The sequence below is a fragment of the Streptomyces sp. NPDC020747 genome (assembly GCF_044334695.1).
GTDB lineage: Bacteria > Actinomycetota > Actinomycetes > Streptomycetales > Streptomycetaceae > Streptomyces.
Genome location: NZ_JBIRTJ010000003.1, coordinates 303,816 through 330,183, shown reverse-complemented (window position 1 = coordinate 330,183; position 26,368 = coordinate 303,816). Strand labels below are relative to the sequence as shown.

24 protein-coding genes and 2 tRNA genes are annotated in these 26,368 nt (G+C 68.1%); 12 read left to right on the top strand and 14 right to left on the bottom strand.

All coding sequences use genetic code 11. From position 1 onward, the window contains the following. Positions 1-262: 262 nt before the first annotated feature. A tRNA-Leu gene (locus ACH4YP_RS10645) sits at positions 263-349 on the bottom strand. A gap of 513 nt (positions 350-862) precedes the next feature. Between ACH4YP_RS10645 and ACH4YP_RS10640 the strand changes: the two genes are divergently transcribed. The 8 genes from ACH4YP_RS10640 (at position 863) to ACH4YP_RS10605 (ending at position 11,180) form a co-directional block, all read left to right on the top strand. Then, positions 863-1,705, top strand: a complete 843-nt coding sequence (locus ACH4YP_RS10640; protein ID WP_361064919.1) for a DUF3662 and FHA domain-containing protein — start codon at positions 863-865, stop codon at positions 1,703-1,705. A gap of 10 nt (positions 1,706-1,715) precedes the next feature. Beyond that, a complete protein-coding gene (locus ACH4YP_RS10635) occupies positions 1,716-2,240 on the top strand; it encodes an FHA domain-containing protein (RefSeq protein WP_143641383.1) in 525 nt (174 codons plus the stop codon). A 98-nt stretch (positions 2,241-2,338) separates the two neighbouring features. Continuing rightward, on the top strand, positions 2,339-3,919 hold the full coding sequence (locus ACH4YP_RS10630; protein WP_361064938.1) for a Stp1/IreP family PP2C-type Ser/Thr phosphatase: 1,581 nt from the start codon (positions 2,339-2,341) through the stop codon (positions 3,917-3,919). Between the two features lie 26 nt (positions 3,920-3,945). Continuing rightward, positions 3,946-5,385 carry an FtsW/RodA/SpoVE family cell cycle protein gene (locus ACH4YP_RS10625; protein WP_361064924.1) on the top strand — a complete coding sequence of 480 codons (1,440 nt, stop codon included), beginning with the start codon at positions 3,946-3,948 and terminating at the stop codon, positions 5,383-5,385. Positions 5,386-5,506: 121 nt separating this feature from the next. Further along, entirely contained in the window at positions 5,507-6,004 is a 498-nt protein-coding gene (locus tag ACH4YP_RS10620; RefSeq protein ID WP_361064926.1) for a hypothetical protein, read from the top strand. Between the two features lie 244 nt (positions 6,005-6,248). Then, complete coding sequence (locus ACH4YP_RS10615; protein WP_361052373.1) at positions 6,249-7,739, top strand: penicillin-binding transpeptidase domain-containing protein; 1,491 nt, start codon at positions 6,249-6,251, stop codon at positions 7,737-7,739. Positions 7,740-7,907: 168 nt separating this feature from the next. After that, entirely contained in the window at positions 7,908-9,920 is a 2,013-nt protein-coding gene (pknB, locus tag ACH4YP_RS10610) for a Stk1 family PASTA domain-containing Ser/Thr kinase (protein ID WP_398490230.1), read from the top strand. A gap of 216 nt (positions 9,921-10,136) precedes the next feature. Then, on the top strand, positions 10,137-11,180 hold the full coding sequence (locus ACH4YP_RS10605) for a restriction endonuclease (protein ID WP_398490228.1): 1,044 nt from the start codon (positions 10,137-10,139) through the stop codon (positions 11,178-11,180). A gap of 116 nt (positions 11,181-11,296) precedes the next feature. Here the strand turns inward: ACH4YP_RS10605 and ACH4YP_RS10600 are convergent, their stop codons facing one another. The 6 genes from ACH4YP_RS10600 to ACH4YP_RS10575 form a co-directional block, all read right to left on the bottom strand. Further along, the gene (locus ACH4YP_RS10600; protein WP_361052364.1) at positions 11,297-12,037 is read right to left on the bottom strand and encodes a class E sortase; all 741 of its coding nucleotides are present in this window, start codon (positions 12,035-12,037) and stop codon (positions 11,297-11,299) included. Positions 12,038-12,178: 141 nt separating this feature from the next. Next, on the bottom strand, positions 12,179-13,444 hold the full coding sequence (locus ACH4YP_RS10595) for a class E sortase (RefSeq protein ID WP_398490540.1): 1,266 nt from the start codon (positions 13,442-13,444) through the stop codon (positions 12,179-12,181). A 323-nt stretch (positions 13,445-13,767) separates the two neighbouring features. Then, entirely contained in the window at positions 13,768-14,406 is a 639-nt protein-coding gene (locus ACH4YP_RS10590; RefSeq protein WP_200397078.1) for an aminodeoxychorismate/anthranilate synthase component II, read from the bottom strand. Beyond that, positions 14,403-14,564, bottom strand: a complete 162-nt coding sequence (locus ACH4YP_RS10585; protein WP_107102406.1) for a hypothetical protein — start codon at positions 14,562-14,564, stop codon at positions 14,403-14,405. The genes ACH4YP_RS10590 and ACH4YP_RS10585 overlap by 4 nt, the downstream gene beginning before the upstream one ends. Before the next feature lie 52 nt (positions 14,565-14,616). Then, entirely contained in the window at positions 14,617-15,336 is a 720-nt protein-coding gene (locus ACH4YP_RS10580) for a class E sortase (RefSeq protein ID WP_361052360.1), read from the bottom strand. Positions 15,337-15,398: 62 nt separating this feature from the next. Next, on the bottom strand, positions 15,399-16,178 hold the full coding sequence (locus tag ACH4YP_RS10575; RefSeq protein WP_361052357.1) for a DUF881 domain-containing protein: 780 nt from the start codon (positions 16,176-16,178) through the stop codon (positions 15,399-15,401). Positions 16,179-16,320: 142 nt separating this feature from the next. Between ACH4YP_RS10575 and crgA the strand changes: the two genes are divergently transcribed. Continuing rightward, the gene (crgA, locus tag ACH4YP_RS10570) at positions 16,321-16,575 is read left to right on the top strand and encodes a cell division protein CrgA (RefSeq protein WP_055613069.1); all 255 of its coding nucleotides are present in this window, start codon (positions 16,321-16,323) and stop codon (positions 16,573-16,575) included. A gap of 327 nt (positions 16,576-16,902) precedes the next feature. Here crgA and ACH4YP_RS10565 read toward each other — a convergent pair whose 3' ends face one another. Further along, positions 16,903-17,805, bottom strand: a complete 903-nt coding sequence (locus ACH4YP_RS10565) for a rhomboid family intramembrane serine protease (protein ID WP_398490226.1) — start codon at positions 17,803-17,805, stop codon at positions 16,903-16,905. 144 nt (positions 17,806-17,949) lie between these two features. Further along, positions 17,950-18,477, bottom strand: coding sequence for a peptidylprolyl isomerase (locus ACH4YP_RS10560; protein WP_143641373.1), 528 nt, complete (start codon positions 18,475-18,477; stop codon positions 17,950-17,952). A 338-nt stretch (positions 18,478-18,815) separates the two neighbouring features. On the opposite strand from ACH4YP_RS10560, the gene ACH4YP_RS10555 reads away from it, so the two are divergent. Beyond that, the gene (locus ACH4YP_RS10555; protein ID WP_361052349.1) at positions 18,816-19,529 is read left to right on the top strand and encodes a DUF5324 family protein; all 714 of its coding nucleotides are present in this window, start codon (positions 18,816-18,818) and stop codon (positions 19,527-19,529) included. A gap of 97 nt (positions 19,530-19,626) precedes the next feature. Here the strand turns inward: ACH4YP_RS10555 and ACH4YP_RS10550 are convergent, their stop codons facing one another. From ACH4YP_RS10550 to ACH4YP_RS10535, 4 genes are all read right to left on the bottom strand, one after another. Then, positions 19,627-20,580, bottom strand: a complete 954-nt coding sequence (locus ACH4YP_RS10550) for a hypothetical protein (RefSeq protein WP_398490225.1) — start codon at positions 20,578-20,580, stop codon at positions 19,627-19,629. Continuing rightward, positions 20,564-21,214, bottom strand: a complete 651-nt coding sequence (locus ACH4YP_RS10545) for a sigma-70 family RNA polymerase sigma factor (protein WP_361052343.1) — start codon at positions 21,212-21,214, stop codon at positions 20,564-20,566. The genes ACH4YP_RS10550 and ACH4YP_RS10545 overlap by 17 nt, the downstream gene beginning before the upstream one ends. Beyond that, positions 21,211-21,369 carry a hypothetical protein gene (locus ACH4YP_RS10540; protein ID WP_361052340.1) on the bottom strand — a complete coding sequence of 53 codons (159 nt, stop codon included), beginning with the start codon at positions 21,367-21,369 and terminating at the stop codon, positions 21,211-21,213. Before ACH4YP_RS10540 ends, ACH4YP_RS10545 begins: the two co-directional genes overlap by 4 nt. Before the next feature lie 653 nt (positions 21,370-22,022). Further along, positions 22,023-22,095: transfer RNA gene (locus tag ACH4YP_RS10535), tRNA-Ala, on the bottom strand. Positions 22,096-22,278: 183 nt separating this feature from the next. Here ACH4YP_RS10535 and ACH4YP_RS10530 point away from each other — a divergent pair. Together ACH4YP_RS10530 and ACH4YP_RS10525 are read left to right on the top strand one after the other, a co-directional pair. Next, the gene (locus ACH4YP_RS10530; protein ID WP_143641370.1) at positions 22,279-22,830 is read left to right on the top strand and encodes a DNA-binding protein; all 552 of its coding nucleotides are present in this window, start codon (positions 22,279-22,281) and stop codon (positions 22,828-22,830) included. 130 nt (positions 22,831-22,960) lie between these two features. Beyond that, positions 22,961-24,730: a protein kinase gene (locus ACH4YP_RS10525; protein WP_398490224.1), complete on the top strand. Its 1,770-nt coding sequence runs from the start codon at positions 22,961-22,963 to the stop codon at positions 24,728-24,730. A gap of 44 nt (positions 24,731-24,774) precedes the next feature. Here the strand turns inward: ACH4YP_RS10525 and ACH4YP_RS10520 are convergent, their stop codons facing one another. Next, complete coding sequence (locus ACH4YP_RS10520; protein WP_361052332.1) at positions 24,775-26,190, bottom strand: hypothetical protein; 1,416 nt, start codon at positions 26,188-26,190, stop codon at positions 24,775-24,777. Positions 26,191-26,368 lie beyond the last annotated feature (178 nt).

The following is a 26,368-nucleotide window of genomic DNA, read 5'->3' as shown; positions in this document are numbered from 1 at the left end:
CCGCCGCCGAGCCCAGCGGCAAACCCACAGCCGACGCCCGCGTTCCGATAGGTGATCTTCCTCCCGCGACGCCGCCCCGGCGCCACTCCAGCGAAGACCCCGCCTCACACAAAGCAGGCCCCCGGCCGTGAGATACCTCACCGCCGGGGGCCTGCCCTGTCATGCCGTCGGCCGGGGTGAACAGTCCGGCCGGGAACGTTCCGGGGAACGAAGAACGGGCCCCCACCGGAACTTTCGTTCTGGTGGAGACCCGGTCTCCTGATGGTGCGCGAGGGGGGAGTTGAACCCCCACGCCCTTGCGGGCACTGGAACCTGAATCCAGCGCGTCTGCCTATTCCGCCACCCGCGCATTGGGTGTGTCGTCCGTCTCTCACCGAGTGGGTGAGCGCCTGCCGACATGCAGAAGATTAGCACGCTGGATGGGGTGGATTCACATCCGTTTCGGAGGGCCGGCGGTGGGGCAGCGGACCTCCGCTGCGGCCCGCCATCAGCCCCGCTTCACCCCCGCATCACCTGCGGGACCGCCTCGGACGGCACCCCGGATCCCTCCGTCCCCACCCTCCACGTATCAACGAGAACCGGTTCACGTATCAACCTCGTACCGGTCCAGGCCATCTCCCCAGGAGGGGGCCGGGGTCCACAGTCGGGTGCGGGACACTGTGGGTACGCCACCTCTACGATCCTTCTCGTACGGAGTGCCCGGGGAGAGTTCGAAGAGGGGCTTCCCAGGGAACTTCGGGAGGGGACTTCAGTGGGCGTCGACTTCTGTCGACCGGGCCGACAGGGGGAACCAGCCGATTTCCCGGCGCGTGGATACGATCAGTAAGCAGTACCAGGGCAACGACGAAGGAGGAGGTGCCCCATGGGAGTCCTGAAGAAGTTCGAGCAACGTCTCGAAGGTCTGGTCAACGGCACCTTCGCCAAGGTGTTCAAGTCCGAGGTCCAGCCCGTGGAGATCGCGGGAGCGCTCCAGCGCGAGTGCGACAACAACGCCACGATCTGGAACCGCGACCGGACCGTCGTCCCGAACGACTTCATCGTGGAGCTGAGCACGCCCGACTTCGAGCGGCTCAGCCCCTACTCCGGCCAGCTCGGAGACGAGCTCGCCGGCATGGTGCGCGACTACGCCAAGCAGCAGCGCTACACCTTCATGGGCACCATCAAGGTGCATCTGGAGAAGGCGGACGACCTGGACACGGGCCTGTACCGGGTCCGCAGCCGTACGCTCGCCTCCTCCGCCAACCAGCAGGCCGCTCCCGAGCGCGCACCCGCGAGCCCGCCCCCGGCGGCCCGCGGCCAGGCAGGTGGCTACGGCTACCCGCCCGCGGCCGCTCCTCCCATGCCTGCCGCGCCGCCCCCCGGCGGCCGTCCGGGCGCCGCACCCGCGGGCCAGCGGCCCGCCGCGGCCCCGCAGCCGGGTGGACGTACGCGGCACTGGATCGAGATCAACGGCACCCGCCATCAGATCTCCCGCCCGACGCTGGTGCTGGGCCGCAGCACCGAAGCCGACGTGCGGATCGACGACCCCGGCGTCTCGCGCCGGCACTGTGAGATCCGGACCGGAACGCCCTCGACTGTCCAGGATCTCGGGTCCACCAACGGCATCGTGGTGGACGGACAGCACACCACCCGCGCTACGCTCCGCGACGGCTCGCGGATCGTCGTGGGCAGCACCACCATCATTTACCGGCAAGCCGAAGGGTGAAGCGGGGGCAATGTCAGAGCTGACCCTCACGGTCATGCGGCTGGGTTTCCTGGCCGTACTGTGGCTGTTCGTGATCGTGGCCGTGCAGGTCATCCGCAGCGACCTGTTCGGAACGCGCGTCACACAGCGCGGCTCGCGCAGGGACGCCAACCGACCGCAGCAGACCGCGCGCCAAGCCGCGCCGCCGCAGCAGCGCCAGCAGGCGGCACCACCGAGCGGCGGCGGCCGACAGCGCCGCGGCGCCCCCACCAAACTGGTGGTCTCCGAGGGCATCCTCACGGGCACGACGGTCGCCCTTCAGGGGCAGACCATCACCCTGGGACGTGCACACGACAGCACCATCGTGCTGGACGACGACTACGCGTCCAGCAGGCATGCCAGGATCTACCCGGACCGTGACGGCCAGTGGATCGTCGAAGACCTCGGGTCCACCAACGGCACGTATCTCGACCGGAACCGACTGACGACTCCCACGCCGATCCCGCTGGGCGCGCCGATCCGCATCGGCAAGACCGTCATCGAGCTGCGGAAGTAGTGCTACGTCATGAATGAGCGCGAGCGGAGCGAGCGGGCAGCGGCGGTCCACACGACGGACCCCGGCGCGCTCCCGACCGGAGGGTGGGCACCGTGCGGATGTACCCGGAGCCGACGGGCGAGGTGCGCATGAGTCTGTCACTGCGCTTCGCCGCCGGATCGCACAAAGGCATGATCCGCGAGGGCAACGAGGACTCCGGTTACGCCGGTCCCCGGCTGCTCGCGATCGCGGACGGAATGGGCGGCCAGGCCGCCGGTGAGGTGGCCTCCTCCGAGGTCATCTCCACCATCGTCGCGCTCGACGACGACGTGCCGGGCTCCGACATCCTCACCTCGCTCGGCACGGCCGTTCAGCGCGCCAACGACCAGCTCAGGATGATGGTCGAGGAGGACCCCCAGCTCGAAGGCATGGGGACGACCCTCACCGCGCTCCTGTGGACCGGGCAGCGGCTCGGCCTCGTACACGTCGGTGACTCCCGCGCCTACCTGCTGCGGGACGGCGTGCTGACGCAGATCACGCAGGACCACACCTGGGTGCAGCGCCTCGTCGACGAGGGCCGCATCACGGAGGAAGAAGCCACCACCCACCCGCAGCGCTCCCTGCTGATGCGCGCGCTGGGCAGCGGCGACCACGTCGAACCGGACCTCTCCATCCGTGAGGTCCGCGCCGGCGACCGGTACCTGATCTGCTCCGACGGACTCTCCGGGGTCGTCTCCCATCAGACGATGGAGGACACCCTCGCCAGCTACCAGGGCCCGCAGGAGACCGTGCAGCAGCTCATCGAGCTCGCGCTGCGCGGCGGCGGCCCCGACAACATCACGGTCATCGTGGCCGACGTCCTCGACATCGACGGCGGGGACACCCTCGCGGGGCAGCTCTCCGACACCCCAGTCGTGGTGGGCGCGGTCGCCGAGAACCAGCACCAGCTGCACGACAACGGCGCCATGCAGACGCCCGCCGGCCGCGCCTCCAGCCTCGGCCGGCAGGTACCCGGGCAGGGCGGCGGCGGAGAGTTCGGCCCGCCCGGCAGCGGCGACACCACCGGCTACGTACCCACCGGCGGTTTCGGCGGCTACTCGGACGACGACTTCGTCAAACCGAGCTCCGGGCGGAAGTGGCTGAAGAGATCCCTCTACATCGCCCTCGCGCTCGGCGTCATCGGCGGCGGACTGTACGGCGGCTACCGCTGGACGCAGACGCAGTACTACGTCGGCGCCAACGACGAGCACGTCGCGCTCTACCAGGGCATCAGCCAGGACCTGGCCTGGGTCTCGCTCTCGAAGGTGGAGAAGGATCACCCCGAGATCGAACTCAAGTACCTGCCGCCCTACCAGCAGAAGCAGGTCAAGGCCACGATCGCCGAGGGCGGTCTGACCGACGCCCGCTCGAAGATCGACGAGCTGGCGACCCAGGCGTCCGCGTGCAAGAAGGACGCCGATCGCCGCGAGGCCGAGAGCAAAGAGAACGCGAAGACCGGTGAGGGCGAGGCCGGTGGTGTCACGGGAACCACACGGACCTCAACCGCGTCCAAGGCGACACCTACGCCGACGGCGCCCTCGTCGGGGTCCGGTACAGCATCACCCGACCCGTCCAAGTCCACGACCGCACCCACTCCCACACCCGGCCCCAGCCTCTCCGACGAAGAGCAGAAGCTGGTCTCGCTGTGCGGTAAGCAGTAAGCAGCCGTGAGGGGCCCTGTCACACGATGAGCAGCACTTCCAACCCGTCGACGCAGCACACGTCCACGATCGGCGCGATCGGAGCACCGAGCCGACGCAACACCGAGCTCGCGCTCCTGGTGTTCGCCGTGGTCATCCCGGTGTTCGCCTACGCCAACGTCGGCCTGGCCATGAACGACTCGGTGCCGCCCGGGCTGCTGAGCTACGGCCTCGGCCTCGGCCTGCTCGCGGGCGTCGGCCACCTCGTCGTCCGGAAGTTCGCACCGTACGCGGACCCGCTGCTGCTGCCGCTGGCCACGCTGCTCAACGGCATCGGACTGGTGGTGATCTGGCGCCTGGACCAGTCGCAACGACTGCAACAGAGCTCCAACTTCATCGAGGCGGCCCCCCGCCAGCTGCTGAACTCCGCGCTCGGCGTCGCCCTGTTCGTGGTCGTGCTGATCTTCCTCAAGGACCACCGCGTCCTGCAGCGCTACACCTACATCTCCATGGTCGCCGCAGTGATCCTGCTGCTCCTCCCGCTGGTCCCGGGCCTCGGCGTGAACGTCTTCGGCGCGAGGATCTGGATCAATATTCCCGGCCTCGGCACCATCCAGCCCGGTGAGTTCGCGAAAATCGCCCTGGCGGTCTTCTTCGCCGGCTACCTCATGGTGAAACGCGACGCCCTGGCCCTGGCCAGCCGCCGCTTCATGGGGCTCTACCTGCCGCGCGGACGAGACCTCGGCCCGATCGTCGTCATCTGGGTACTCTCCATCCTGATCCTGATCTTCGAGACCGACCTCGGTACCTCACTGCTGTTCTTCGGCATGTTCGTGATCATGCTGTACGTCGCCACCGAGCGGACCAGCTGGATTGTGTTCGGTCTGCTGATGTCCGCGGCCGGCGCCGTCGGCGTCGCCTCCTTCGAGTCGCACGTCCAGCAGCGCGTCCAGGCCTGGCTCGACCCGATGCGCGAGTACACACTGAGCCAGGAAGGCGTCCTCGGCCACACCGAACAGTCGATGCAGGCCCTGTGGGCCTTCGGCTCCGGCGGCACCCTCGGCACCGGACTCGGCCAGGGCAACTCCGACCTCATCGGCTTCGCCGCCAACTCCGACTTCATCCTCGCCACCTTCGGCGAGGAACTGGGCCTGGCCGGCGTCATGGCGATCCTGCTGATGTACGGCCTGATCGTGGAACGCGGCGTCCGTACGGCACTCGCCGCCCGTGACCCCTTCGGCAAGCTCCTCGCCGTCGGCCTCTCCGGCGCCTTCGCCCTCCAGGTCTTCGTCGTCGCCGGCGGCGTCATGGGCCTGATCCCGCTGACCGGTATGACGATGCCCTTCCTGGCGTACGGCGGTTCCTCCGTCATCGCCAACTGGGCCCTCGTCGGCATCCTGATCAGAATCAGCGACACCGCCCGCCGCCCCGCACCGGCCCCCGCACCCAACCCCGACGCCGAGATGACCCAAGTGGTCCGACCGTGAAGCGCAGTGGCCCATCACAACAGTTAAAATCGAACGCCCTTGCCCCATAAGTAACACCAGTGATACTTATGGGCGACTGCTCTGATCATTTCCAACCAAGGGCAGCCAGGGGGTAGACCACATGCGAAACAACGTGAAGCGCAGCACTGCCAGACTCGGCGTCCTCGCTCTCGCTCTCGGATCCACAGTGATCCTGACCACCACCACTGCCGAAGCGGCGTCCGCATGCAAGAACAACAGCAGGACCATCACCTTGCCCGGAATTGAGCCGGACATCGATGTCGACGTCAAGCTCTGCGTGTATTCCGAGGGCAACCTCCACTACGCGAAGGCATTCGTGAAGTGGCGGGGCTCCGCCGGTCACCATGGCAACCGATTCGACAACTTCCGCGTCGAAGTCCGCCTGGAGCGCAACAACGACATGAAGACCTCGTCGAACAGCCCTTACACGACGCTGATCAACAGGACGTACTCGAACGACATCAACTTCAACACGCCCAACTACACCAGCTCTCTGAACGGCGGCTGGACAGCTGACGGCCTAGTGCAATACGACAAGAACAACGACGGCGAGGGCGGAACCACCTGGTCCCTCACCGGGTCACCCGCAATCAACTGACACCTTCATTACCAACCGGTTTCAGGGTGCCCGTACGCGAACGGGGTCTACGGAAAGCGACCGTAGACCCCGTTCGCGTACGGGCACCCTGCCGAGTGACTCGTGGTGGTGACCACGCTCTCACGGACTCCACCCACACGACACCCGGTCCACGTCCTAGACTCGGGGAGGTGGCTGAGTTACCAACTGGCCAGCCCCGTGCAAGCAGCACGAACCAGGATCACTCGAGTTAGAGAAGCTGGCAGTGAATAAGCCTCTGCGCCGGATCGCGATCTTCTGCGGACTCCTTGTCCTCGCACTCCTCATCCGCGACAACTGGATCCAGTACGTCCAGGCCGACTCGCTGAAGGACGACCCCAAGAACCGCCGCGTCGCCATCGCGCGCTATGCCACACCGCGCGGCGACATCATCGTCGACGGCAACCCGATCACCGGGTCCACCAAGACCAGCGGCGACGACTTCAACGACTTCGAGTACAAGCGCACGTACAAGGACGGCGCGATGTGGGCCCCCGTCACGGGCTACGCCTCGCAGGCGTTCGGCGCCACGCAGCTGGAGGGCATCGAGGACGGCATCCTCACCGGCAACGACGACCGGCTCTTCTTCCGCCGCACCCTCGACATGATCACAGGCAAGAAGCAGGAGGGCGGCAACGTCGTCACGACGCTCAACGCCGCCGCACAGAAGGCCGCGTACAAGGGTCTGCTGAAGCAGGGCAAGGGTGCCGTCGCCGCGATCGACCCCGAGACCGGCGCGATCCTGGCGCTGGCCTCCACTCCCTCGTACGACCCCTCGAAGTTCGCCGGGAACTCCACCAAGGTCGACGGCAACGCCTGGACCAAGCTGCAGAAGAAGAACAACCCCGACGACCCGATGCAGAACCGGGCGCTGCGCGAGATCTACCCGCCCGGCTCGACCTTCAAGGTGGTCACGGCCGCGGCGGCGCTGGAGCACGGCATCGTCGACAGCGCCGATGAGAAAACCGACTCGCCGCTGCCGTACACCCTGCCGGACAGCACCACCGAGCTGAAGAACGAGGGGAACATCCCCTGCAAGGACGCGACGCTGCGCGAGGCGCTGCGGGTGTCCTGCAACACCGTCTTCGGCAAGCTCGGCGTCGACGTCGGCAAGGAGGACATGCTGGAGACGGCCAAGAAGTTCGGCTTCAACGAGGAGCAGTTCGTGCCGATCCGCTCCAGCGCCTCCAACTTCCCCGAGAAGATGGACAGGCCGCAGACCGCGCTCAGCTCGATCGGCCAGTTCGAGACGGCCACGACGCCGCTCCAGATGGCCATGGTGGCCTCGGCCATCGCCAACGACGGCAAGCTCATGAAGCCGTACATGGTCGACGAGCTCCAGGCGCCGGACTTCGACCCCGTCAAGAAGACCGAGCCGGAGCCGCTGAGCCAGCCGCTGTCGGCGGAGAACGCCCAGATCCTTCAGTCGATGATGGAGACGGTCGTCAAGGACGGCACCGGCACCAAGGGCCAGATCAACGAGGCCGGCGTCACCGTCGGCGGCAAGACCGGTACCGCCCAGCGCGGTGTCGACAACAGCGAGAACCCGTACGCCTGGTTCATCTCGTACGCGAAGCTCGAAGACGGCAGCTCCCCGGTCGCCGTCGCCGTGGTCGTCGAGGACGAGAGCGCCAACCGTGACGACATCTCCGGCGGCGGCCTCGCGGCACCGATTGCGAAGGACGTGATGAAGGCAGTCATCGACAGCAAGAAGTGACCCCGCTCACGTCCCCTTCACATCGGTGCACGTTGCGATACCGGTCCTGTATCGGGTGACGGTTGTGGCCAGGTCAGTCAAGGCGAGCCGGGTACGGTAGCCCGGACAGCACACCGCCGGACCACACGTGGTGTGGTCAGGACCGTCGGAGAGGGCTGGTAGGTAGCTATGGAAGAGCCGCGTCGCCTCGGCGGCCGGTACGAGCTGGGCCACGTGCTCGGCCGTGGTGGCATGGCGGAGGTACACCTCGCCCATGACACCCGGCTCGGCCGCACGGTGGCGGTGAAGACGCTGCGAGCGGACCTCGCGCGCGACCCGTCGTTCCAGGCCCGGTTCCGCCGGGAGGCCCAGTCGGCCGCCTCGCTCAACCATCCCGCGATCGTCGCCGTGTACGACACGGGTGAGGACTACATCGAGGGCATCTCCATCCCGTACATCGTGATGGAGTACGTCGACGGGTCCACGCTGCGAGAGCTGCTGCACTCCGGGCGCAAGCTGCTGCCCGAGCGCGCCATGGAGATGACCATCGGCATCCTCCAGGCGCTCGAGTACTCGCACCGCAACCAGATCGTCCACCGCGACATCAAGCCGGCGAACGTCATGCTGACGCGCAACGGCCAGGTCAAGGTCATGGACTTCGGCATCGCCCGCGCCATGGGCGACTCCGGCATGACGATGACGCAGACCGCGGCCGTCATAGGAACGGCGCAGTACCTGTCGCCGGAGCAGGCCAAGGGCGAGCAGGTCGACGCCCGCTCCGACCTGTACTCCGCGGGCTGTCTGCTGTACGAGCTGCTGACCGTCCGCCCGCCGTTCATCGGGGACTCCCCGGTCGCGGTCGCGTACCAGCACGTACGCGAGGAACCGCAGGCGCCCAGCGTCTTCGACCCCGAGATCACGCCCGAGATGGACGCCATCGTCCTGAAGGCGCTCACCAAGGACCCGGACTACCGCTACCAGTCCGCCGACGAGATGCGCATCGACATCGAGGCCTGCCTCGACGGCCAGCCCGTCGCGGCGACGGCGGCCATGGGCTCCGTGGGCTACGGCGGCTACCCGGACGACCGCCCCACCACCGCTCTGCGCTCCACGGACGCGCAGGCCACGTCCATGCTGCCCCCGATGAACCCGGACGACGGCGGCTTCGGCTACGACGACCGCGCCGGACGCCGACGCCAGCAGAAGAAGAGCAACACCTCGACGATCCTGCTGGTCGTCGCGGGTCTGCTCGTGCTGGTCGGCGCGATCATCATCGGCAAGTGGGCGTTCACCGGGCAGGGCGGGGCGGGCAACGACGCGTTCCCGGCGCCGAACTTCGTGAACCAGACCCAGTCCGAGGCCGAGAAGCTGGCGAACAACCGCGAGCTGGAGCTGAAGATCGACCCCAAGGCCTGCGAGGACACCCCGAAGAACAGCGTCTGCTCCCAGACTCCGAAGGCGGAGACCCAGGTAAAGAAGGGCGACACGATCACGTTGACCGTGTCGACAGGATCGCCGAAGGTCACCGTTCCGGACGTCCAGGGCCTCACCTTCGACAAGGCGGAGGAGCAGCTCACCGACAAGGGCTTCGAGGTCGAGAAGAAGACCGAGGAGTCCGACCAGACTCCGGGCGTCGTCACCGATCAGGATCCTCCCGGCGACACGGAACAGGAGAAGGGCACAACCATCACCCTCACCGTCGCCAAGGAGAAGAAGCAGTCCACCGTTCCGGACGTCAGCGGTCTGAGCTGTGACGACGCCAAGGCGCGGATGCAGGAGAACGACCTCACGGGCAACTGCACCGACGTGGAGACCGACGACGACAACCTCGTCGGCAAGGTCATCGGGACAGCACCTCAGGCCAACTCCCAGGCCGACCCCGGCTCCACGGTGACCATCCAGATCGGCAAGGCGGAGGAAGAGGAAGACCAGCAGTTCGCCATGCCGAAGGTAACCCAGATGACCCTCGCCCAGGCCAAGCAGGTTCTCACGCAGAACAACCTCCAGCTCGGCAACATCCAGGGTTCGCAGGACGACAACGCCATCGTCCTCGCCAGCAACCCGCAGGAGGGCCAGCAGGTGAAGGCCGGCGACAGGGTCAACCTCGGAACGATCGACGCCGGGCAGCAGAACAACGGCGGCAACGGCAACGGCGGCCTCTTCGGAGGCGCCAACGGCGCGTCGTTCCGCACAGAGGACTGACCGACCGCTTCCTCAACGCATGGCAGTGCCTCGACACCGGTCAATGGGTGCCGAGGCACTGCCATCAGCATTTTCACCACTCTGAGCGGATTGCGCCGCTCCTTTGTGCGAGAGCCGACCACATCTTCATACAGCCCTGCTCGTTGAAGAATTGGGGTGGGAAGTCAGAGCCCGCCCCTGGCCGTGTGGCCACTGCACGAGCAGACGGGACAGAGCGTGATCAACGAAACGGCCCTGCTGGAATCGAAGACCCTGCGCGACGGCGCGCTGGAACGCACGGAAGTCCTCGACAGAGTCAAGGCACTGTCACTGCTGCCGGACGGCATGCATGTGACTACGGCGATGGTCGCCACGTACTTCCAGGTGGGCGTCAAGGCCATCGAGTCTCTGGTGGTCGATCATCGAGAGGAGGTAACCGCCAGCGGGTACCGCGTATTGACAGGTTCAGAACTGACCTCCTTCAAGGAGGTCTGTCGGATCCAGTCCCGAACCCGAGCCATCGCGCTCTTCGCCCGCCGCATAGTCCTCAACGTCGCCATGCTCCTCCGCGACAGCGAAGTCGCACGTCAGGTGCGTACGTACCTGCTCGACATGGAGTACATGGCTCGCACGCAGCCTGTGGACAACTCTGTCGAGAGGGACGCCGAGCGTGGCGCCGTGTCCCTCGACGACCGCATCGACCAACGCATCACCCAAGTCCTCGGCAGGACCGTCGTTCCGATGTTCAACGCACTGATCGAGACATCGAGCGAGCACCGCCGGGAACTGATCGCCCTGCGTACCGGCGTCCAGCGCATCGAACGGCGGCTCCACCAGCACAACGCCCGGCTGCACCGGCTGGAAGGCCCACGCGAGGACCGGCCACTCGCCGGAATCATGGCATCCCTCGACGCCATGAACGGACCCGAGTTCGAGGAGCACGTCGCCGAACTGCTGCGCCGCGACGGCTGCACCGCTGTCGTCGTACGTGGCGGCCACGGAGACCGAGGCCTGGACATCACCGGACGTACTGCCGACGGACGGCACCTCGTCGCCCAGTGCAAGAGATTCGCGCCCTACATGTCCATCACCAGCCCCGACGTCCAGAAGTTCCTCGGCTCGGCCAAAGTCCTCCACAACGCGGAAGTGGCGCTCTACGTCGCCACATGCCCGTTCACACGCGACGCCTTGAACATCGCGGCCGACGGCGGCATCACCGCCGTACCTCGCACACTGCTTGAGACATGGGCTTCAGGGACGACGCTGGACGTCCTGGGATAACCGCCACCCCATACACGGAGGCCCGAACACGAAGGCCCGAAGCCGCAAAAGGTAGTTGCGGCTTCGGGCCTCCGCCATGTTAGAGGACCGGGCCCCTCGCAGGACCCCGGTCACGCTCAGCGCAGCTCCGCCGGCGGCGTCCGCTCGTCGTTGACCTTCTCCACGCGATCCAGCTCGCCCCACACGACGTACCGGTAGCGGGACGTGTAGACGGGCGTGCAGGTCGTCAGCGTGATGTAGCGGCCGGCCTTCTGCCTGCCCGATTCCTTGGGGACGGGCGCGAGGACCTTGACGTTGAACTTCGACGTCTCGGGAAGGGTCGCGTAGACCTTGTAGACGTACCAGTCGTCCTTGGTCTCGAAGACGATCGCGTCGCCCTTCTTGAGCTTGTCGATGTTGTGGAACTTGGCGCCGTGGCCGTCGCGGTGGGCCGCCAGCGAGAAGTTGCCCTTCTTGTCCTGCGGGAGGGCGGACTTGACGGGGTCGGTGTAGTAGCCGGCGATGCCGTTGTTGAGGGACTTCGTGGAGGTGCCCTTCTTGACCAGCACCTCGCCGTTCTTCATCGCCGGGACATGCAGGAAGCCGATGCCGTCCTTGGTGTCCAGACCGACCGGACCGCGGTCCTCCGCCCAGTGGTCGCGCACCTTGTCGCCCTGCTTGTGGGCCTCACGGTCCGCCACGACGTTCGTCCACCACAGCGAGTAGGCGACGAACAGGCCGAGGATCAGACCCGCCGTGATGAGGAGTTCACCGAAGACGCTGACGGCTGCCGCGATCCGGCCGCCGCCACGGCGCCGCGGCGCGGGCGAGGACGCCCGGGCGTCCGTGTGCTCTTCGTGGTCGGTCGTCGCTGCCACTGCGTTGCCCCGTCTGGTCTCTCAGGAATCTTGGAATGTCGTGAAGCTCGGGATGTCGCTTGGGACGTTGTGAAGCTTGAGATGTCGTGAAGCGTGAGATGTCGTGCCGTGAAGCGTGGGGTCGCCGGCCGCCCAGGTGTCTCAGTCGACGAGAGCGTCCGGTTTGCCCTTGTCGCGCGATCGTTCCTCGACCATCGTGCCCCAGACGATCATCCGGTACTTGCTGGTGAATTCCGGGGTGCAGGTGGTGAGAGTGATGTAGCGGCCCGCCTTGGTGAAGCCCGCGCCCTTGGGGATCGCGTCCAGGACGGCCGTGTTGCTCGGCGACGTCACCGGCAGGATCGACGCCATCTTGTACACGAAGTACTTGTCCTGCGTCTCCACGACGATCGGGTCGCCCGGCTTCAGGCGGTTGATGTACCGGAACGGTTCACCATGGGTGTTGCGATGCCCGGCAAGACCGAAGTTGCCCGCCTTGGCGTCCGGCATCGCCGTCTTCACGCCCTCCTCGGCATAGTGGCCGACCATGCCGCGGTCCAGCACCCGCTTCTTGTCGGTGCCCTCGGCTATCGGCACGACCACATCGAGCTTCGGGATGTGCAGGAGAGCGAAGCCCTGGCCCGGCTCGAACACCCCCGGATTCCGCTTCCCGTTGGCCCAGTCGTCCTGGAGGCTGCTCGCCTCGTTCCCCGCCTGAGCATGCGCCCGGACATTCGTCCACCACAGCTGGTACGTCACGAACAGCAGCATCAGTACGCCGGTGGTGATGAACACCTCGCCGATCGCCCGGCTGGCCATCACGGCCGCGCCCGGCTTCCGCGCCCGCGCCGCACGCCGCGCCTCCATGCGGGAGAGAGGCGCCCCGGACGCCGCCCGGCTCTCCTGGGCCTCCTCCTGCCCCTCGTGTGCCCCACCGGCCCCACCATGCCGCCCATGGCGCCTGGAGGCCTTGCGACGGGCCGCACGGCCGCCACCCGGGACTCCCGCGCCGTCTGCCGCCCCTGTGGGCGGTACGGCGCGCTCAGCCGGCCCGGCGGCAGGCGTCGGGATCCCCGGTATGGACTCGACGACATCGGCGATACGCAGCCCGACCGTCTCGTCGTCGACGAGCGGCGGCTCGTACGGAGCGGAGTACGCCTGAGCCGGCGAACCCGCCTGGCTCAGCGGGCCGGCAGAACCCAGCGGGCCCGTCGAACTCGGGGAACTCGTCGGACTCGGCGGATCGGGCTTGTCGTAGGCCCAGTCGTACGACGTCTGCGGCGCCCCTCCGTAGGCCGGCCGCTGCTGCTTCTCGTACGGCCTCTGCGGCTCGTACGGCTGCTGTGGCTGCGGCTGCGGCCCGGCAAACGGCGACGGCTGCCCCGGTTCGGCGTACCCGTGCGCGGGGTCCGTGTGCGCGCGGCGTATCGGCTCCGCGTACGAGGAGGCGGTCTGCCCGCCGCTCCAGTCCCGCGGATACCCCTGGGGGTCGTACCACTCCTGCTCGGGCTCGGGCGCCGCGGGCGGCCGCTGCCCCGGCAGGGGGTCGCTGAGCGGGTCGGCGAGCCCGTCGACGGCGGCCCGCATCGCACCGCTCGGCCGGGCATCGGCATTCGGTGCCCCGAAGTCACGGGACGGCTCGAAGGCCGCCGCCCCCTCGAAGGCGCCCGGCGCCTCAAACGCCTCAGCGCCCCCGTACACGGCGTCCTCGCCGAACGGGGCGGCACTGTCGCGCTCGGGGCGCAGGGCGGTCACGCCGTGGCCCTGCCCACCACCGGGGCGAGCCCGACCGATCTGGCGACGGCTCCCTGGTCCCCGCACTCCACCAGCCAGTTGGCCAGCATGCGGTGACCGTGCTCGGTCAGCACGGACTCCGGGTGGAACTGCACACCCTCGACCAGGAGTTCACGGTGCCTGAGCCCCATGATGATCCCGTCGTGCGTACGGGCCGTGACCTCCAGCTCGACAGGGACGGTCTTCGGCTCCGCGGCCAGCGAGTGGTACCGGGTGGCGGTGAAGGGCGACGGAAGCCCCGCGAACACCCCCCTGCCCTCGTGCTCGACGAGCGACGTCTTGCCGTGCAGCAGCTCGGGAGCGCGGTCCACCACGCCGCCGTACGCCACCTGCATCGACTGCATCCCGAGGCAGACACCGAAGACGGGGATACCGGTCTCGGCGCAGTGCCGCACCATGTCGACGCAGACTCCGGCCTCTTCGGGCGTGCCCGGGCCGGGCGACAGCAGTACGCCGTCGAAACCGTCCTGTGCGTGCAGCGCCGACACCTCGTCGTTGCGCAGGACCTCGCACTGGGCACCCAGCTGGTACAGGTACTGGACCAGGTTGAAGACGAAGCTGTCGTAGTTGTCGACGACGAGAATCCGCGCGCTCACTGGTTGTCCACCGTCACATCGTTGAAGGGCAGCAGCGGTTCGGCCCACGGGAAGACGTACTGGAAGAGCACGTAGACCGCCGCGAGGACCAGCACCAGGGAAATCAGTGCCTTGATCCACGTGTTCCCCGGCAGATGCCGCCAGATAAAGCCGTACATGCCGTCCCTTCCGTCGCGCCACGGCACCGGACTCACGCCGTACCGGACCAGACTAACGGCGTAGGGCCTCCGGTTTCCCAGCCTCTACAGGCTGGGTCGAGTCAAGATGTGCCCAGACGATCAGCCGGTGGCTGTGGCCCCATTCCGGCTCACAGGTCGTCAGCGTCAGATACCGGCCCGCACGCGTGTACCCCGACTTCTTCGGTACGGGGTCAATGACCGCTATGTCACTGGGCAATGTTTTGTACGGCTTTGTATCGATGCGATACGTGAACCAGGTCGTCCCGTCGGTCAACACCACCGAGTCACCCGGCCGCAGCCTGGGGAAATCCTTGAACGGGTCCCCGTACGTGCGCCGGTGGCCGGCGACGGCGAAGTTCCCCGGCTGCCCGAGCTGCGCGGTGCTCGCGTAGTGGCCGAGACCCTTCTTGAGGGTGCTCGTCCTCGTGCCTTCGAGCACGGGCTTGTTCCACGTGAAACCAAGCCGCGGGATGTACATCACAGCGAAGGGCCTGCCGTCCTTGTACGAGGCGGGGTCCTCGGGGCTCGTTCCGGTGCTGGCGCCGGGAGCGCCCGTCGCCGTGGACCTCGGCTCCTTGGGCCCGGCGGCCACGGAACCCTTCGACCACTGCTCCTGGAGCTGCGCGATCTGGTCGTCCATCGCGGTGTCGGCCTTCACACCCGTCCAGAACAGCACGTACACCACGAAGAGCACGATCACGGTCCCGACCGTGATGCACAGCTCGCTGAACGTCCTGACGACCACTCGCACCGACACAAGGTCCCCCAGCGGCAGCGGCTCCACTACTCCATGGGCTCTTACCCCACGGGCTGCTACTCCACAGGCTTCGCGTAGTGGAGATCCACTGTGCCCGAGTAGCCGGGCAGAGTCACGGTCCCGTCCTCGTCGACTTTCCAGCCGAGCCCGTAGACGTTGACGTACACCATGTAGTTCTGGATCGCCTTGGACGCCGAGAGGGCCTTCTGGAGCTTCTCCGGGTCACCGACCGCCTGGATCTTGTACGGGGGCGAGTAGACGCGGCCCTGGAGGATCAGGGTGTTGCCCACACAGCGGACGGCGGAGGTGGAGATCAGCCGCTGGTCCATGACCTTGATGCCCTTGGCGCCGCCCTGCCACAGGGCGTTCACCACGGCCTGGAGGTCCTGCTGGTGGATGACCAGGTAGTCGGGCTGCGGCTCGGGGTAGCCGGGGAGCTTGGCGGTGGCGTTCGGGGGCGCGTCGTTGAGGGTGACCGTGAGGGCCTCGCCCTTGAGCTTCTGGGTGCCCGCGTTCTTCTCCAGGGCGGCGAGCTTGGCCTCCTCCGCCTTCGTACTGCCGTTGTCCCGCTCGGCGAGCGACTCGACGTCCTCACGCAGCGATCCGTTGCTCTCGTCGAGCTGCCCGTTCTTGTGACTGCGCTCCTGAATCAGGTCGGAGAGCTTCAGCAGCGAGGCGTCCGTACGGATATTGGTGCCTTTGGCCGTGTCGAAGCTGGTGAAGAAGATCAGCCCGGCCAGGGCGAAGACGGCCACGGTCAGCACCCGCACCGGCCGGAAACGCCGGATTGTGCCAGGGCTGGAACCCGGCTGGGGAGAGTCGGCAGAATTGCTCAACGTACCCTTATCTCCTTCGGCGCCGCGGAAGCACTACGCTAACGGACGCCCGGGGGAGCGCTAAGAGTCCCCTTGTACGCTGCCCCGGAGCCAGCCCACGTTCCCTGCGCGGCCACGCAGCGCATCGACAGGAGAGACCCTCGTGCCGAAGTCACGTATCCGCAAGAAGGCCGACTACACGCCGCCCCCGGCGAAGCAGGCGACCAACATCAAGCTGAACAGCCGTGCCTGGGTCGCCCCGGTCATGCTGGCCATGTTCCTCATCGGCCTCGCCTGGATCGTCGTGTTCTACGTGACGGACGGTTCGCTGCCGATCGACGCGTTGGGCAACTGGAACATCGTGGTGGGCTTCGGCTTCATCGCGGCGGGATTCGGCGTTTCCACGCAGTGGAAGTAACGCGGCCATAAGGTGTCGGGAGCCTGTACCAGGGCTTCTCCGAGCCTGTGTCCGCAAGCCGTGGCCCAAGTTGCCCACTGAGTTATCCACAAGAGTTTCCACACAGTGTGGATAGGTCTGAAGATCTGTGGATAACCCATCCGGTGTTGACGCCGGTGTGACTGACCTACCGGTATCCGCAAGTGCGTTCGCCCCTTGTCCCGCCTGGGGAAACCCAGGTCAGGGACAGGGGGCACACTTGTTCCCACACAGCATGCACAAGATCCGCCACGGTCTGTGGACAACGTGGGCTCCCGCGGGATTCTCAGGCGGGTCGAGCGCCTCGGCTCAGGTGAGCTGGCCGGTCCTCACCAGTGTCATGACCACAACCGCGATCAGCACCAGCGCGCACACGCCGTACTGGATCAGAGACCGCCGCTCGCGAGGCGCGTGCACCATGGCGTAGCCGATCAGGACACCGCCGACGAGACCGCCGATGTGGGCTTCCCAGGCGATGTTGAACCCTGGGTTGAAGGTGAAGATCAGGTTGATCACCAGCAGGGCGATCACCGGGCGCATGTCGTAGTTGAGCCGTCGCATGAGGATGGCGGTCGCGCCGAACAGGCCGAAGATCGCGCCGGAGGCGCCGAGCGACGGCTGGTTCGGCTCGGCGAGCAGATACGTGAGCGCGCTGCCGGCGAGGCCGGACACCGCGTACAGGGCGATATAGCGGGCGCGGCCGAGGGCCTGCTCCAGGGGGCCGCCGATCCACCACAAGCTGAGCATGTTGAAGGCGATGTGGATATAGCTGCCGTGCAGGAACATCGACGTGACCAGCCGGTACCACTGCCCCTCCGCGACGCCCTGGAGGTCGTTTCCGAGGATCGGCAGGAACACCCGGCCGACGAGGTAAAAGCTCTCGGTGAAGCGGTCGCCGACGGAGAGCTGGACCAGGAAGACGGCGAGGTTGAGCCCGACGAGGATCTTGGTGATCAGCCGGGGATCCGCGGCGACCGTGCCGCCGGCGAGGGTGCGGGGCTGGGTGGCGTTGGGGGCGTGGCCCGTGCCGGAGCCGTTCCTCACGCATTCCGGGCACTGGAAGCCGACCGAGGCGCTGATCATGCACTCGGGGCAGATGGGGCGCTCGCAGCGGGTACAGCGGACGCCGGTCTCCCGGTCCGGGTGCCGGTAACAGGTGGGCAGGCTCGCGGCACCCTGTGGTTCCTGCGGGCTGCCTGGCGCCTGGTCCATCGGGATCCCCTCATCCTCTGTACGCATTTGGTACGCAACGCACCGCCCCGCTCATCCTTACGGATGGGCGGGGCGTTTGGTTCCCTGCGGGAGGCCTCTCTCGGTTTCCGCCGAGGGGCCTCGATTCCCTCCGGGGGCTTCGGTTCAGCGGGTCTCGATGACGACCGACTCGATGACCACGTCGCTGACCGGGCGGTCGGTGCGCGGGTTGGTCTGCGCGGAGGCGATGGCGTCCACGACCTTCTGGCTGGCCCCGTCGCTCACCTCGCCGAAGATGGTGTGCTTGCGGGTCAGCCAGGCCGTCGGGGAGACGGTGATGAAGAACTGGGAGCCGTTGGTGCCCGGGCCGGCGTTCGCCATGGCCAGCAGGTACGGCTTGTCGAAGCCGAGGTCGGGGTGGAACTCGTCCTCGAACTCGTAGCCGGGACCGCCGGTGCCGTTGCCCAGCGGGTCACCGCCCTGGATCATGAATCCGCTGATCACCCGGTGGAAGACCGTGCCGTCGTAGAGCTTGTCCGTGGACTTCGCACCCGTGGCCGGGTTGGTCCACTCACGCTCGCCCTTGGCGAGTTCGACGAAGTTCCGGACCGTCTTGGGCGCGTGGTTCGGCAGGAGCCGCACTTCGATGTCGCCGTGATTGGTCTTCAGGGTGGCGTAAAGCTGCTCGGCCACGATCTGCCTTCCGTTGTCCTTTGTGACTCCCCGATCCTCGCACGGACCGCGTCCCTCGTCTTGCGTCACCGCCGCTCCGGACCGCTTCAACCGCTTCGTACCGAAGCGGCGCACAGTCCGGGGATCCGTGGCATTGTCGTGGCAAGCTCCCGTTGCACGGCATTGATCAGTTATTGCCCCGAGTAGGTCCGGAGTCGGCTCTCATGACCCGGATGCCCGCCCTCGCATGCCCCGGAGCTCTCCGGCAGGCATGATCCGGATAAGGGTGGAAAGGTGAACTGTGACTTGCTGGGGGATGGCCCCAAGCCCCCGAGTACGCCACCGAGGAGGAGGATCCCGTGACCCGCAAGGACAGCGTGCGCGCAGCGGCCGAGTCGGCAAAGGACAGCGTGCGGCACGCCGCGGAAGTGGTGGCGCCCTACGCCGACACGACCAGGGACCGCGCCACGCAGTATGCGCACGAAGCACGCGTCAAGCTCGCGCCGAAGGTGTCGGCCGCAGCTCTCCAGGCCGCTGAACAGGCACGCACGCAGTACGACGCCCATCTCGCCCCGCGTCTTGAGCAGGCGCGGACGCATGTGCCGCCGAAGGTCGACCAGGCCGCCCACGAGGCAGCTGTCCGCACCCGCAAGGCCGCGCGGCAGGCGGCGGACTACTCCCGGCCGAGGATCGAGCAGGCCAGGGTCGCGGCCGGCCCCGTTCGCGAGGAGGCCACGTCCCGCAGTGTGGCGGCGCTGGCGGCGCTGCGCGGTCAGGTCTCGGCCAAGCAGGTGGAGAAGCTGGTCCGTAAGCAGGAGCGGCGGGCCAGGGTCGGCCGTCTCGCCAAGGGTCTCGCCGTGCTGGGCATTCTGGCCGGTGGCGCCTTCGCCGCGTGGAAGTGGTGGGACAAGCAGGCCAACCCCGACTGGCTGGTCGAACCGCCTGCCGCCACGGAGGTCCCGGAGGGCGGCCGTCTGACCTCGGTCGACGGCAGCGTTCAGGACGAGCTCGACCCCGAGGTCCAGGCCAAGCAGGCCGAGGCGGAGGCCGCGGAGCACAAGGACCGCGGCTGACGCGGCTGTAGGACATCACGTCGTGGGGGGCAGGAAGGCCTGGTGCCTCCTGCCCCCACGATGTTTCACGTGAAACCGGCCCTATGTGGAGCGAGCTCTACGTAGAGCCCGTCGCGGTGCGGCGCGGGCGCCTGCGTTCCGGCAGGGGCTTGCGCTTGCGTGTGCGGCGGGGGGCTTCCGCCGAACCGCCGACCACCGGTGCGGTCGGAGCCGAAGGAACGGGTGCCGTGGCTGTGAGGGCCGTGAGGGCCCTGACGCGGTCGGTGAAGTCGGGGTCGGGGAGGGGAAGGTCCAGGTCGTCGTCCACATAGGCGACGGCCGCGGGCACGTAGTGCAGGACGGCGTTGACCGGTTCGGGTACTGATGAGTCGTCCGGCTTGAGCGCGCGGAGGATGCGCAGCGTGGTGGTGATCTCGACCTCGGGTCCGGCCTCCGTGTCGGCCACGGTGTCGGCCTGGGTGTGCTGGGTGTGCTGGGTGTGCCACCAGTCGGCTGCTCCGTGCTCGCCCAGGGCCCGGTGGTGCAGGTAGAGGCAGTAGCTGGCGGCGGGGTCACCGGCCCCGGCGGCGTACTGCCACCAGAAACGGGCGGACTCCTCGCGCTCGGAGAGCTGCAGCATGCATCCGAGTACGCGTGCCCCGGACGGCTCGGGCAGTGCCCGGGCGAGAAAGATCCTGAGGTCGGCGAGGGCTCCGGTGTGGGTGATCACGGTCTCGCAGAGGGTCTGGAGATCGTCGGCGGCGGAGCTTTCGTCCACCGATTCCTCGCGGTCCTGCTCTCTACCCGGGGAGTGTTCGTCCGCCGAGGTCTCGTCGTCTGCACCTCTGCCGGCCGGGTTGTTGCAGAGGACGCTCACACCGGCCGGGTCTGTGGCGGCCGGCGCGGAGACATTGTGGGTGCAGGACGTGGGGCAGGGGGGTTCCTCCGGCGCGTCCCACCGAACCGCTGCTCGGGCGGCCAGGCGGGCGACGGCCGCGTCGATGTCGGCCGTGGTGTAGGGCTCGCGGCGCAGCCTGGCGCGGGCGAGCAGTTCGTCAATGTGCGATGTCATCGGCATGCCCTTCCTCGCTCTCGCTCCGCGCGAAGCCATCGCCCTCGCCCTCTCTTTGTGCGGCACTCTCATGCCGCGGGACATCGAGTCGCCTCTTGACTCCGTAGGCGTGCTCCAGGCGTCGCCTGGCGTGGCGGACGGTGGAGCGTACGCCGGCCGGGGTGATCCCGAGTGCGGCCGCCACCTCTTCCACGGTGAAGCCGTGGCCGAACTGCAGGAGCATGACGTCCATCTGACGTGGTGGCAGCTGTCCGATCGCGTCGTAGAGGCTGAGGCTCTCCTCGAACTGGCCTATGGGGTCGACCGCCTGACTGAGCGCCACCGTCTCGAACGCGGCCTCGCCGATGAGTGCGGGGCGGCGGTCCCGGGCCCTGGAGATGTCGATGGTGGTGTGCCTGAGCACGCGCCAGGCGTACGCGGTGGGGTTCTCCTTGGTCAGGACGGTGGACCAGGCCCTGAGTAACTTCTCGAAGGCCGCGTCGACGGCCTCCTCGGCATCGGCCCTGCTGCCCAGCCGGATCTCCGCCCAGTGGACGTAGATCGGCCGGTACATCCGGTGGAATGCCTCGAAATCCAGCGGCAGTTTCCTCATCGGCCGGGCGCCGGTCGCGGTTCGGGGAAGTTCCTGGCTCACGTCTGTCCCTCCGTACCGCTCTCGCGCCGCATCTCGCTGATGCCGGCTCGGACTCCGGCCGCGGCCACGCGGCGCAGCAGACCGAGCACGTCACGGCCGAACACCCGCAGGGTGAGCACCGCCAGGATCACATCGTCGGCAACGTCCAGATTCACGTGGGGTTTTGCCTCTCCTTACAGAGGGCGAGGCCTCGTGGCGTTTCTGGCGGCCTCGGGAGGGCGCTTGTTCTACGCCCTCCGTTCACGATGACGTTTGCAACGGTCCAGGTGTGCAACACCCGCACAGATTTTCTTAACGGAGCGCAGCGTTCTGGTTACGCATCTTCGTTCACAGCAGCTCACGCAAGCCTTCACGACTTCTACGCGCCGCCCTCACGCCACCCCGGTCACCTGCGTTGCGACCACAGCACCCTCGAACCAGGCATCTCTTTGCGCAAATAATCGCAAACATCGCCGCCTTTATCTTGTGACGCACGTCACCGCACACGCCCCCTGTGGCGCTCCGGCGCTCAACGCGAGCAGGGCCGACGAGCTTGACGAGGCCACGTCACCACTGGACAGACGGGCAATTCCCGGCCACCTCGCACCCGTTGATGGGCCCGTCCCGGCGTGGAACCGCCCCTGAAGAACGGGAGGCCGAATGGCTCGACGGGCAAGGGCAGGCAGTGCTGATGCCGCCGCCGCGGGACGGCCGGGACACCCCAGGAGTCCCCCGAAACACAGATCCGGACCTCTCAGCCCACGGGCCCCACGGCACAAGAAAACCCCCTCTGACCTGCAGCTGAGCCGGTCAAAGGGGGTTCATCGTGTGGAGCCTAGGGGAGTCGAACCCCTGACATCTGCCATGCAAAGACAGCGCTCTACCAACTGAGCTAAGGCCCCGGAAGGGAGGCATCCGCCAGAAGGATCCCCCTTCTGAGCAGCGCCGCAGACCAGAGTACCGGGTCACCCCCGGTATCCCGCAAAAAGATTGGGGCTCCCCGCGCACGACCACTCTCCGTAAGATGCTCGACGTGGTTCGCGACAGCGAACCGCGGTACTTGGGGAAGCGATGGGGAGACGCGAATGGACGCCGCACAGCAGGAAGCAACCGCAAGAGCCCGGGAGCTGCAGCGGAACTGGTACGGGGAGCCGTTGGGGGCGCTCTTCCGTAGGCTCATAGATGATCTGGGGCTCAATCAGGCACGCCTCGCCGGGGTGCTCGGTCTGTCTGCGCCCATGCTGTCGCAGCTGATGAGTGGCCAGCGCGCCAAGATCGGGAACCCCGCGGTGGTCCAGCGCGTACAGCTGCTGCAGGACCTGGCGGGGCAGGTGGCGGACGGCAGCGTGAGTGCAGCCGAGGCCACCGAGCGCATGGACGAGATCAAGAAGTCGCAAGGGGGCTCGGTGCTCAGCAACACCACGCAGTCGACGACCAGTTCGGGGGGTGCGCCCACGGTGAAGCGTGTGGTGCGCGAGATCCAGTCATTGCTGCGTTCGGTTGCTGCCGCGGGGGACATCATCGAAGCGGCCGACACTCTCGCCCCGACCCACCCGGAACTGGCAGAGTTCCTCCGGGTGTACGGAGCCGGCCGCACTTCGGACGCGGTCGCCCACTACCAGTCCCACCAGAACTGAGCACATCGCCCGGCCGCCGAACGCCCGGTAGCCGCAGTCCTGTTGGGTCTGCCGGTCACCGGAGGCCAGGCAGCCGGGCACCTCGGAAAGGCAGCCGTACCGACCGCCGAAGGGGGAGCGACGCACGACCATGGGTGAGGTCTTCGCCGGCCGGTACGAACTGGTCGACCCGATCGGACGCGGGGGAGTCGGTGCCGTCTGGCGTGCCTGGGACCACCGGCGGCGCCGGTATGTGGCCGCCAAGGTGCTCCAGCAGAGCGACGCGCACTCGCTGCTGCGCTTCGTGCGGGAGCAGGCACTGCGGATCGACCACCCCAATGTGCTCGCGCCCGCCAGCTGGGCCGCCGACGACGACAAGGTCCTGTTCACCATGGACCTCGTCGGCGGCGGTTCGCTGGTCCATCTGATCGGGGACTACGGTCCCCTGCCGCCGGCGTTCGTCTGCACTCTGCTCGATCAGCTGCTGGCGGGGCTCGCCGCGGTGCACGCGGAGGGGGTCGTGCACCGTGACATCAAGCCCGCCAACATCCTGCTCGAAGCGACCGGAACAGGCCGTCCGCGGCTGCGGCTGTCCGACTTCGGCATCTCGATGCGGCTGGGCGAGCCACGCCTGACGGAGACCAACTACGTGGTGGGGACGCCCGGTTACTTCGCGCCCGAGCAGCTGCTCGGCGCGGAGCCCGACTTCCCCGCCGACCTCTTCGCGGTGGGCCTGGTCGCCCTCTATCTCCTGGAGGGTGCCAAGCCCGATGCCAAGGCGCTGGTCGACCACTTCACGGCCCACGGCACACCGGCCGCCCCGAAGCGGATTCCCGAGCCGTTGTGGCAGATCGTGGCCTCTCTCCTCCAACCGGATCCACAGGCGCGGTTCCGCACCGCCACAGGGGCGCGCAAGGCGCTCGCCGCGGCCAGGGAGCTCCTGCCCGAGCCCGGCCCCGACGACGAGCTGATCGAGATCTTCGACCAACTCGGCCCGCTTCCGGCGGAGTTCGGCCCGCAGGGCCCTCTGACGACCACTGCCGCGTCCGGGGGCGCCCCGGCTCACGACACCGCGCCCCAGCGGCAGGGCCTGGGCCCAGCGACCCCTTCGCAGCAGTCCGGTGCCGTGTCTCCGGACGCTCGGACAGCCACCGAGGGCCGTGCGGCGCAATCCGGGAGCACCGCTCCGTCCGAGGCCCCCGCAGGCGCCGTATCCCCCCAGCCGAGTACGTCTCCTGAGGCCCACCCCGGTGGCGTGTCCCCAGACGCTCACACAGATACGGCCTGGCCCCAGACGCGCACGGGTGCCGGCTCGCCGATGCCCCCCGCAGGCGCTGTCCCTCCCCACCCCCACACCGGCGCCGTAACGCCCGGAGCCACCCCCGGCGACGTACCACCACCGCCCTCGACCGCGCCCGTCCCCCCGCAGTCCCCCGCGGTGTCGGACACCGGAGGCTTCCCCCTGCCACCCCCGCCTCCGCCTCCTCCCCGGACCAGTACCTCTCCCGTACAGAGACACCAGCCACATCCCCACTCTCAGCCGCATCCCCACCCACAGGCACAACCACAGCCCGAGCAGCCCCCCACTCCCCCCACGTCGCTCGCGCTCCCGAACCCCGCCCACTCCCCGTCGCTGCCGTACGAACCCACTCATGTGCTCTCCCCCCAGGCTCCGCACCCCTCGGCCGCTCACCCCTCGGCCACGACCCCCGTGTCGTCGCCCCAGCCGCACGAATTCGCCTCTACTGCTTCATACACCGCTCAAGACGTTCGGGTTCCACCCCAGCCGCAGCCCGTTGCGCGGCATCGCGCCAAGCGGGCGCAGCGGCGTCCGGGGCCACCCGCGATGGTCGCGGTTCCGGTGCTCCTGCTCGCGCTGGCCTGTTTCGCGGTCGGGTTCTGGGCACTGACGCAGATCTGAGCCCGCACCGGAACCATCCGTGGACCACCCATGAGCCACGCCGACTACCAGGCTCGCGGCGGTCCGTACTCCCGTGACCACGCGTCCGGACCCTCGGCGGACGGCACCGGCACTGTCCCCTCCGCGGGACCACCGCCGGGCGCCCCCGCTCCGGCAGCCGCCGCCCGCCTCCGTGCGACCACGGTCCACACGGCGAGCCCCAGTACGAGCACGGTCCCCGCGCCGATACCGCCCACGGCCACCGCCTTCATCGCGGTGTTCCCGTCCGGTCCCCCGCCGTCGGCCGCCGCGGCGCCGTTCGATGCCTCGGCCTTGTCCCCCGCGGTCACGTCGAACACGTCGGGCGGCACGGCGGTTCCGTCGTACACCGCCGGTGCCCCGCCCGTACCGCTCACCCGCACACGCAGGGTCAGGTCGAACGGACCGTCGCCGAACTTGCCGGCCATCTCCGCACTGAGATGCACGCCCAGGTAGTACCAGCCCGCGAACCGCATTCCGCTCACCTGGTCGTCGACGTCGTACCGGTTCTCGTAGGCGACCGGGGGCAGCGGCTCCAGCGTGGCCGACTTCGCCTTGCCGTCGTATCCGGTGCCCGCGTCGTCCACGAAGGCGCGCACCGGGTTGTAGAGCGACAGGCCGAGGGCGTTGCCCAGGAACCCCTCACCGCTCGCGGGACCCAGTTCGGCGGTGGCGTAGAGCTGTTGCCCCCAGTCGACGGGAACGCGGTAGAAGAGCGTCTGCCCGGCCTGGATGTCGTCCTTCCAGACGCCCTGTTCCAGGGAACGTGCCTCGTTGAAGCTGGTACCGCCTCTACGAGTCCTGGCGAGGCCCTCGACCGCTTGCGGGGAGGCGGAGTCCCACACCTCGGGGGCGGTCGTCGAAGCGGCCTTCTTCAGCGCGGGCTCCGACACGTACCGAAGCTCCAGCTCCCAGTCGTCCGGCGAGGACCCGGCACCGCTGATGCGCTCGACGAGCACGGAGTACGCCCCCGCGCTCTTGCAGGTGTACGTGCCGGGGCCCGCTCTGCGCGAGGCCCAGGCGGTGATCGGCCGCGGGCTCTCGGTGGGGCCGAACCGTGCGGCACCGGCGTCCCCGGAGAAGCACTTGTGGCCGTCGGGGTCCTGCATGGACACCTTGATGCCGTCCGAGTACACGGCCTCAGTTCCCGCCTTGGGGACGGCGGTCACCGACACGTAGGCCGTGGACACGGCGTCCAGCCGCAGCCTGTAGTAGAGCTTCCCCTTGTCGCGGAGGGTGCTCCTATAGGTCGTGCCGGGTGTCAGCCCTACGGCATCCGTGGCCGCCGTCGCGCCCTCGACCTGCTCGGCGCCGGCGGCGAAGCGGTACGGAGGGGGAGTGCCGGCCGCCGTCGCCTGTCCCGCCGAGGCCACGGCCGAGAGCAGCGCCGCCGCCCCGGCCAGGACCGTACGGCCGCGCCACCGTCCCGTGCGCCGCCCCATCACGCGCCACCCCTCGCCGTAGCACCGGATCGTCACTCACCGGGCGTCCGCGGACCGGTGTCGGCGCTGTCCCGACGCTGTCCCGGACGTCCGTGAAGCCTCGACCATCCTGCCCCTCCGGCCGCCGCGCCACCCCTTGTTCGGCCACGCAAGCGCTTCCTGTGACGTCCACGACGCG

What these genes read in the sequence shown, in the direction of transcription:
- ACH4YP_RS10635 (WP_143641383.1), top strand. Translation starts at nt 1,716, where the DNA reads ATGTCAGAGCTGACCCTCACGGTCATGCGGCTGGGTTTCCTGGCCGTA.
- ACH4YP_RS10530 (WP_143641370.1), top strand. Translation starts at nt 22,279, where the DNA reads ATGGACGCCGCACAGCAGGAAGCAACCGCAAGAGCCCGGGAGCTGCAG.
- ACH4YP_RS10520 (WP_361052332.1), bottom strand. Translation starts at nt 26,190, where the DNA reads ATGGGGCGGCGCACGGGACGGTGGCGCGGCCGTACGGTCCTGGCCGGG.
- ACH4YP_RS10585 (WP_107102406.1), bottom strand. Translation starts at nt 14,564, where the DNA reads ATGTACGGCTTTATCTGGCGGCATCTGCCGGGGAACACGTGGATCAAG.
- pknB (WP_398490230.1), top strand. Translation starts at nt 7,908, where the DNA reads ATGGAAGAGCCGCGTCGCCTCGGCGGCCGGTACGAGCTGGGCCACGTG.
- ACH4YP_RS10565 (WP_398490226.1), bottom strand. Translation starts at nt 17,805, where the DNA reads ATGGACCAGGCGCCAGGCAGCCCGCAGGAACCACAGGGTGCCGCGAGC.
- ACH4YP_RS10525 (WP_398490224.1), top strand. Translation starts at nt 22,961, where the DNA reads ATGGGTGAGGTCTTCGCCGGCCGGTACGAACTGGTCGACCCGATCGGA.
- ACH4YP_RS10550 (WP_398490225.1), bottom strand. Translation starts at nt 20,580, where the DNA reads ATGACATCGCACATTGACGAACTGCTCGCCCGCGCCAGGCTGCGCCGC.
- ACH4YP_RS10630 (WP_361064938.1), top strand. Translation starts at nt 2,339, where the DNA reads ATGTACCCGGAGCCGACGGGCGAGGTGCGCATGAGTCTGTCACTGCGC.
- ACH4YP_RS10620 (WP_361064926.1), top strand. Translation starts at nt 5,507, where the DNA reads ATGCGAAACAACGTGAAGCGCAGCACTGCCAGACTCGGCGTCCTCGCT.
- ACH4YP_RS10625 (WP_361064924.1), top strand. Translation starts at nt 3,946, where the DNA reads ATGAGCAGCACTTCCAACCCGTCGACGCAGCACACGTCCACGATCGGC.
- ACH4YP_RS10640 (WP_361064919.1), top strand. Translation starts at nt 863, where the DNA reads ATGGGAGTCCTGAAGAAGTTCGAGCAACGTCTCGAAGGTCTGGTCAAC.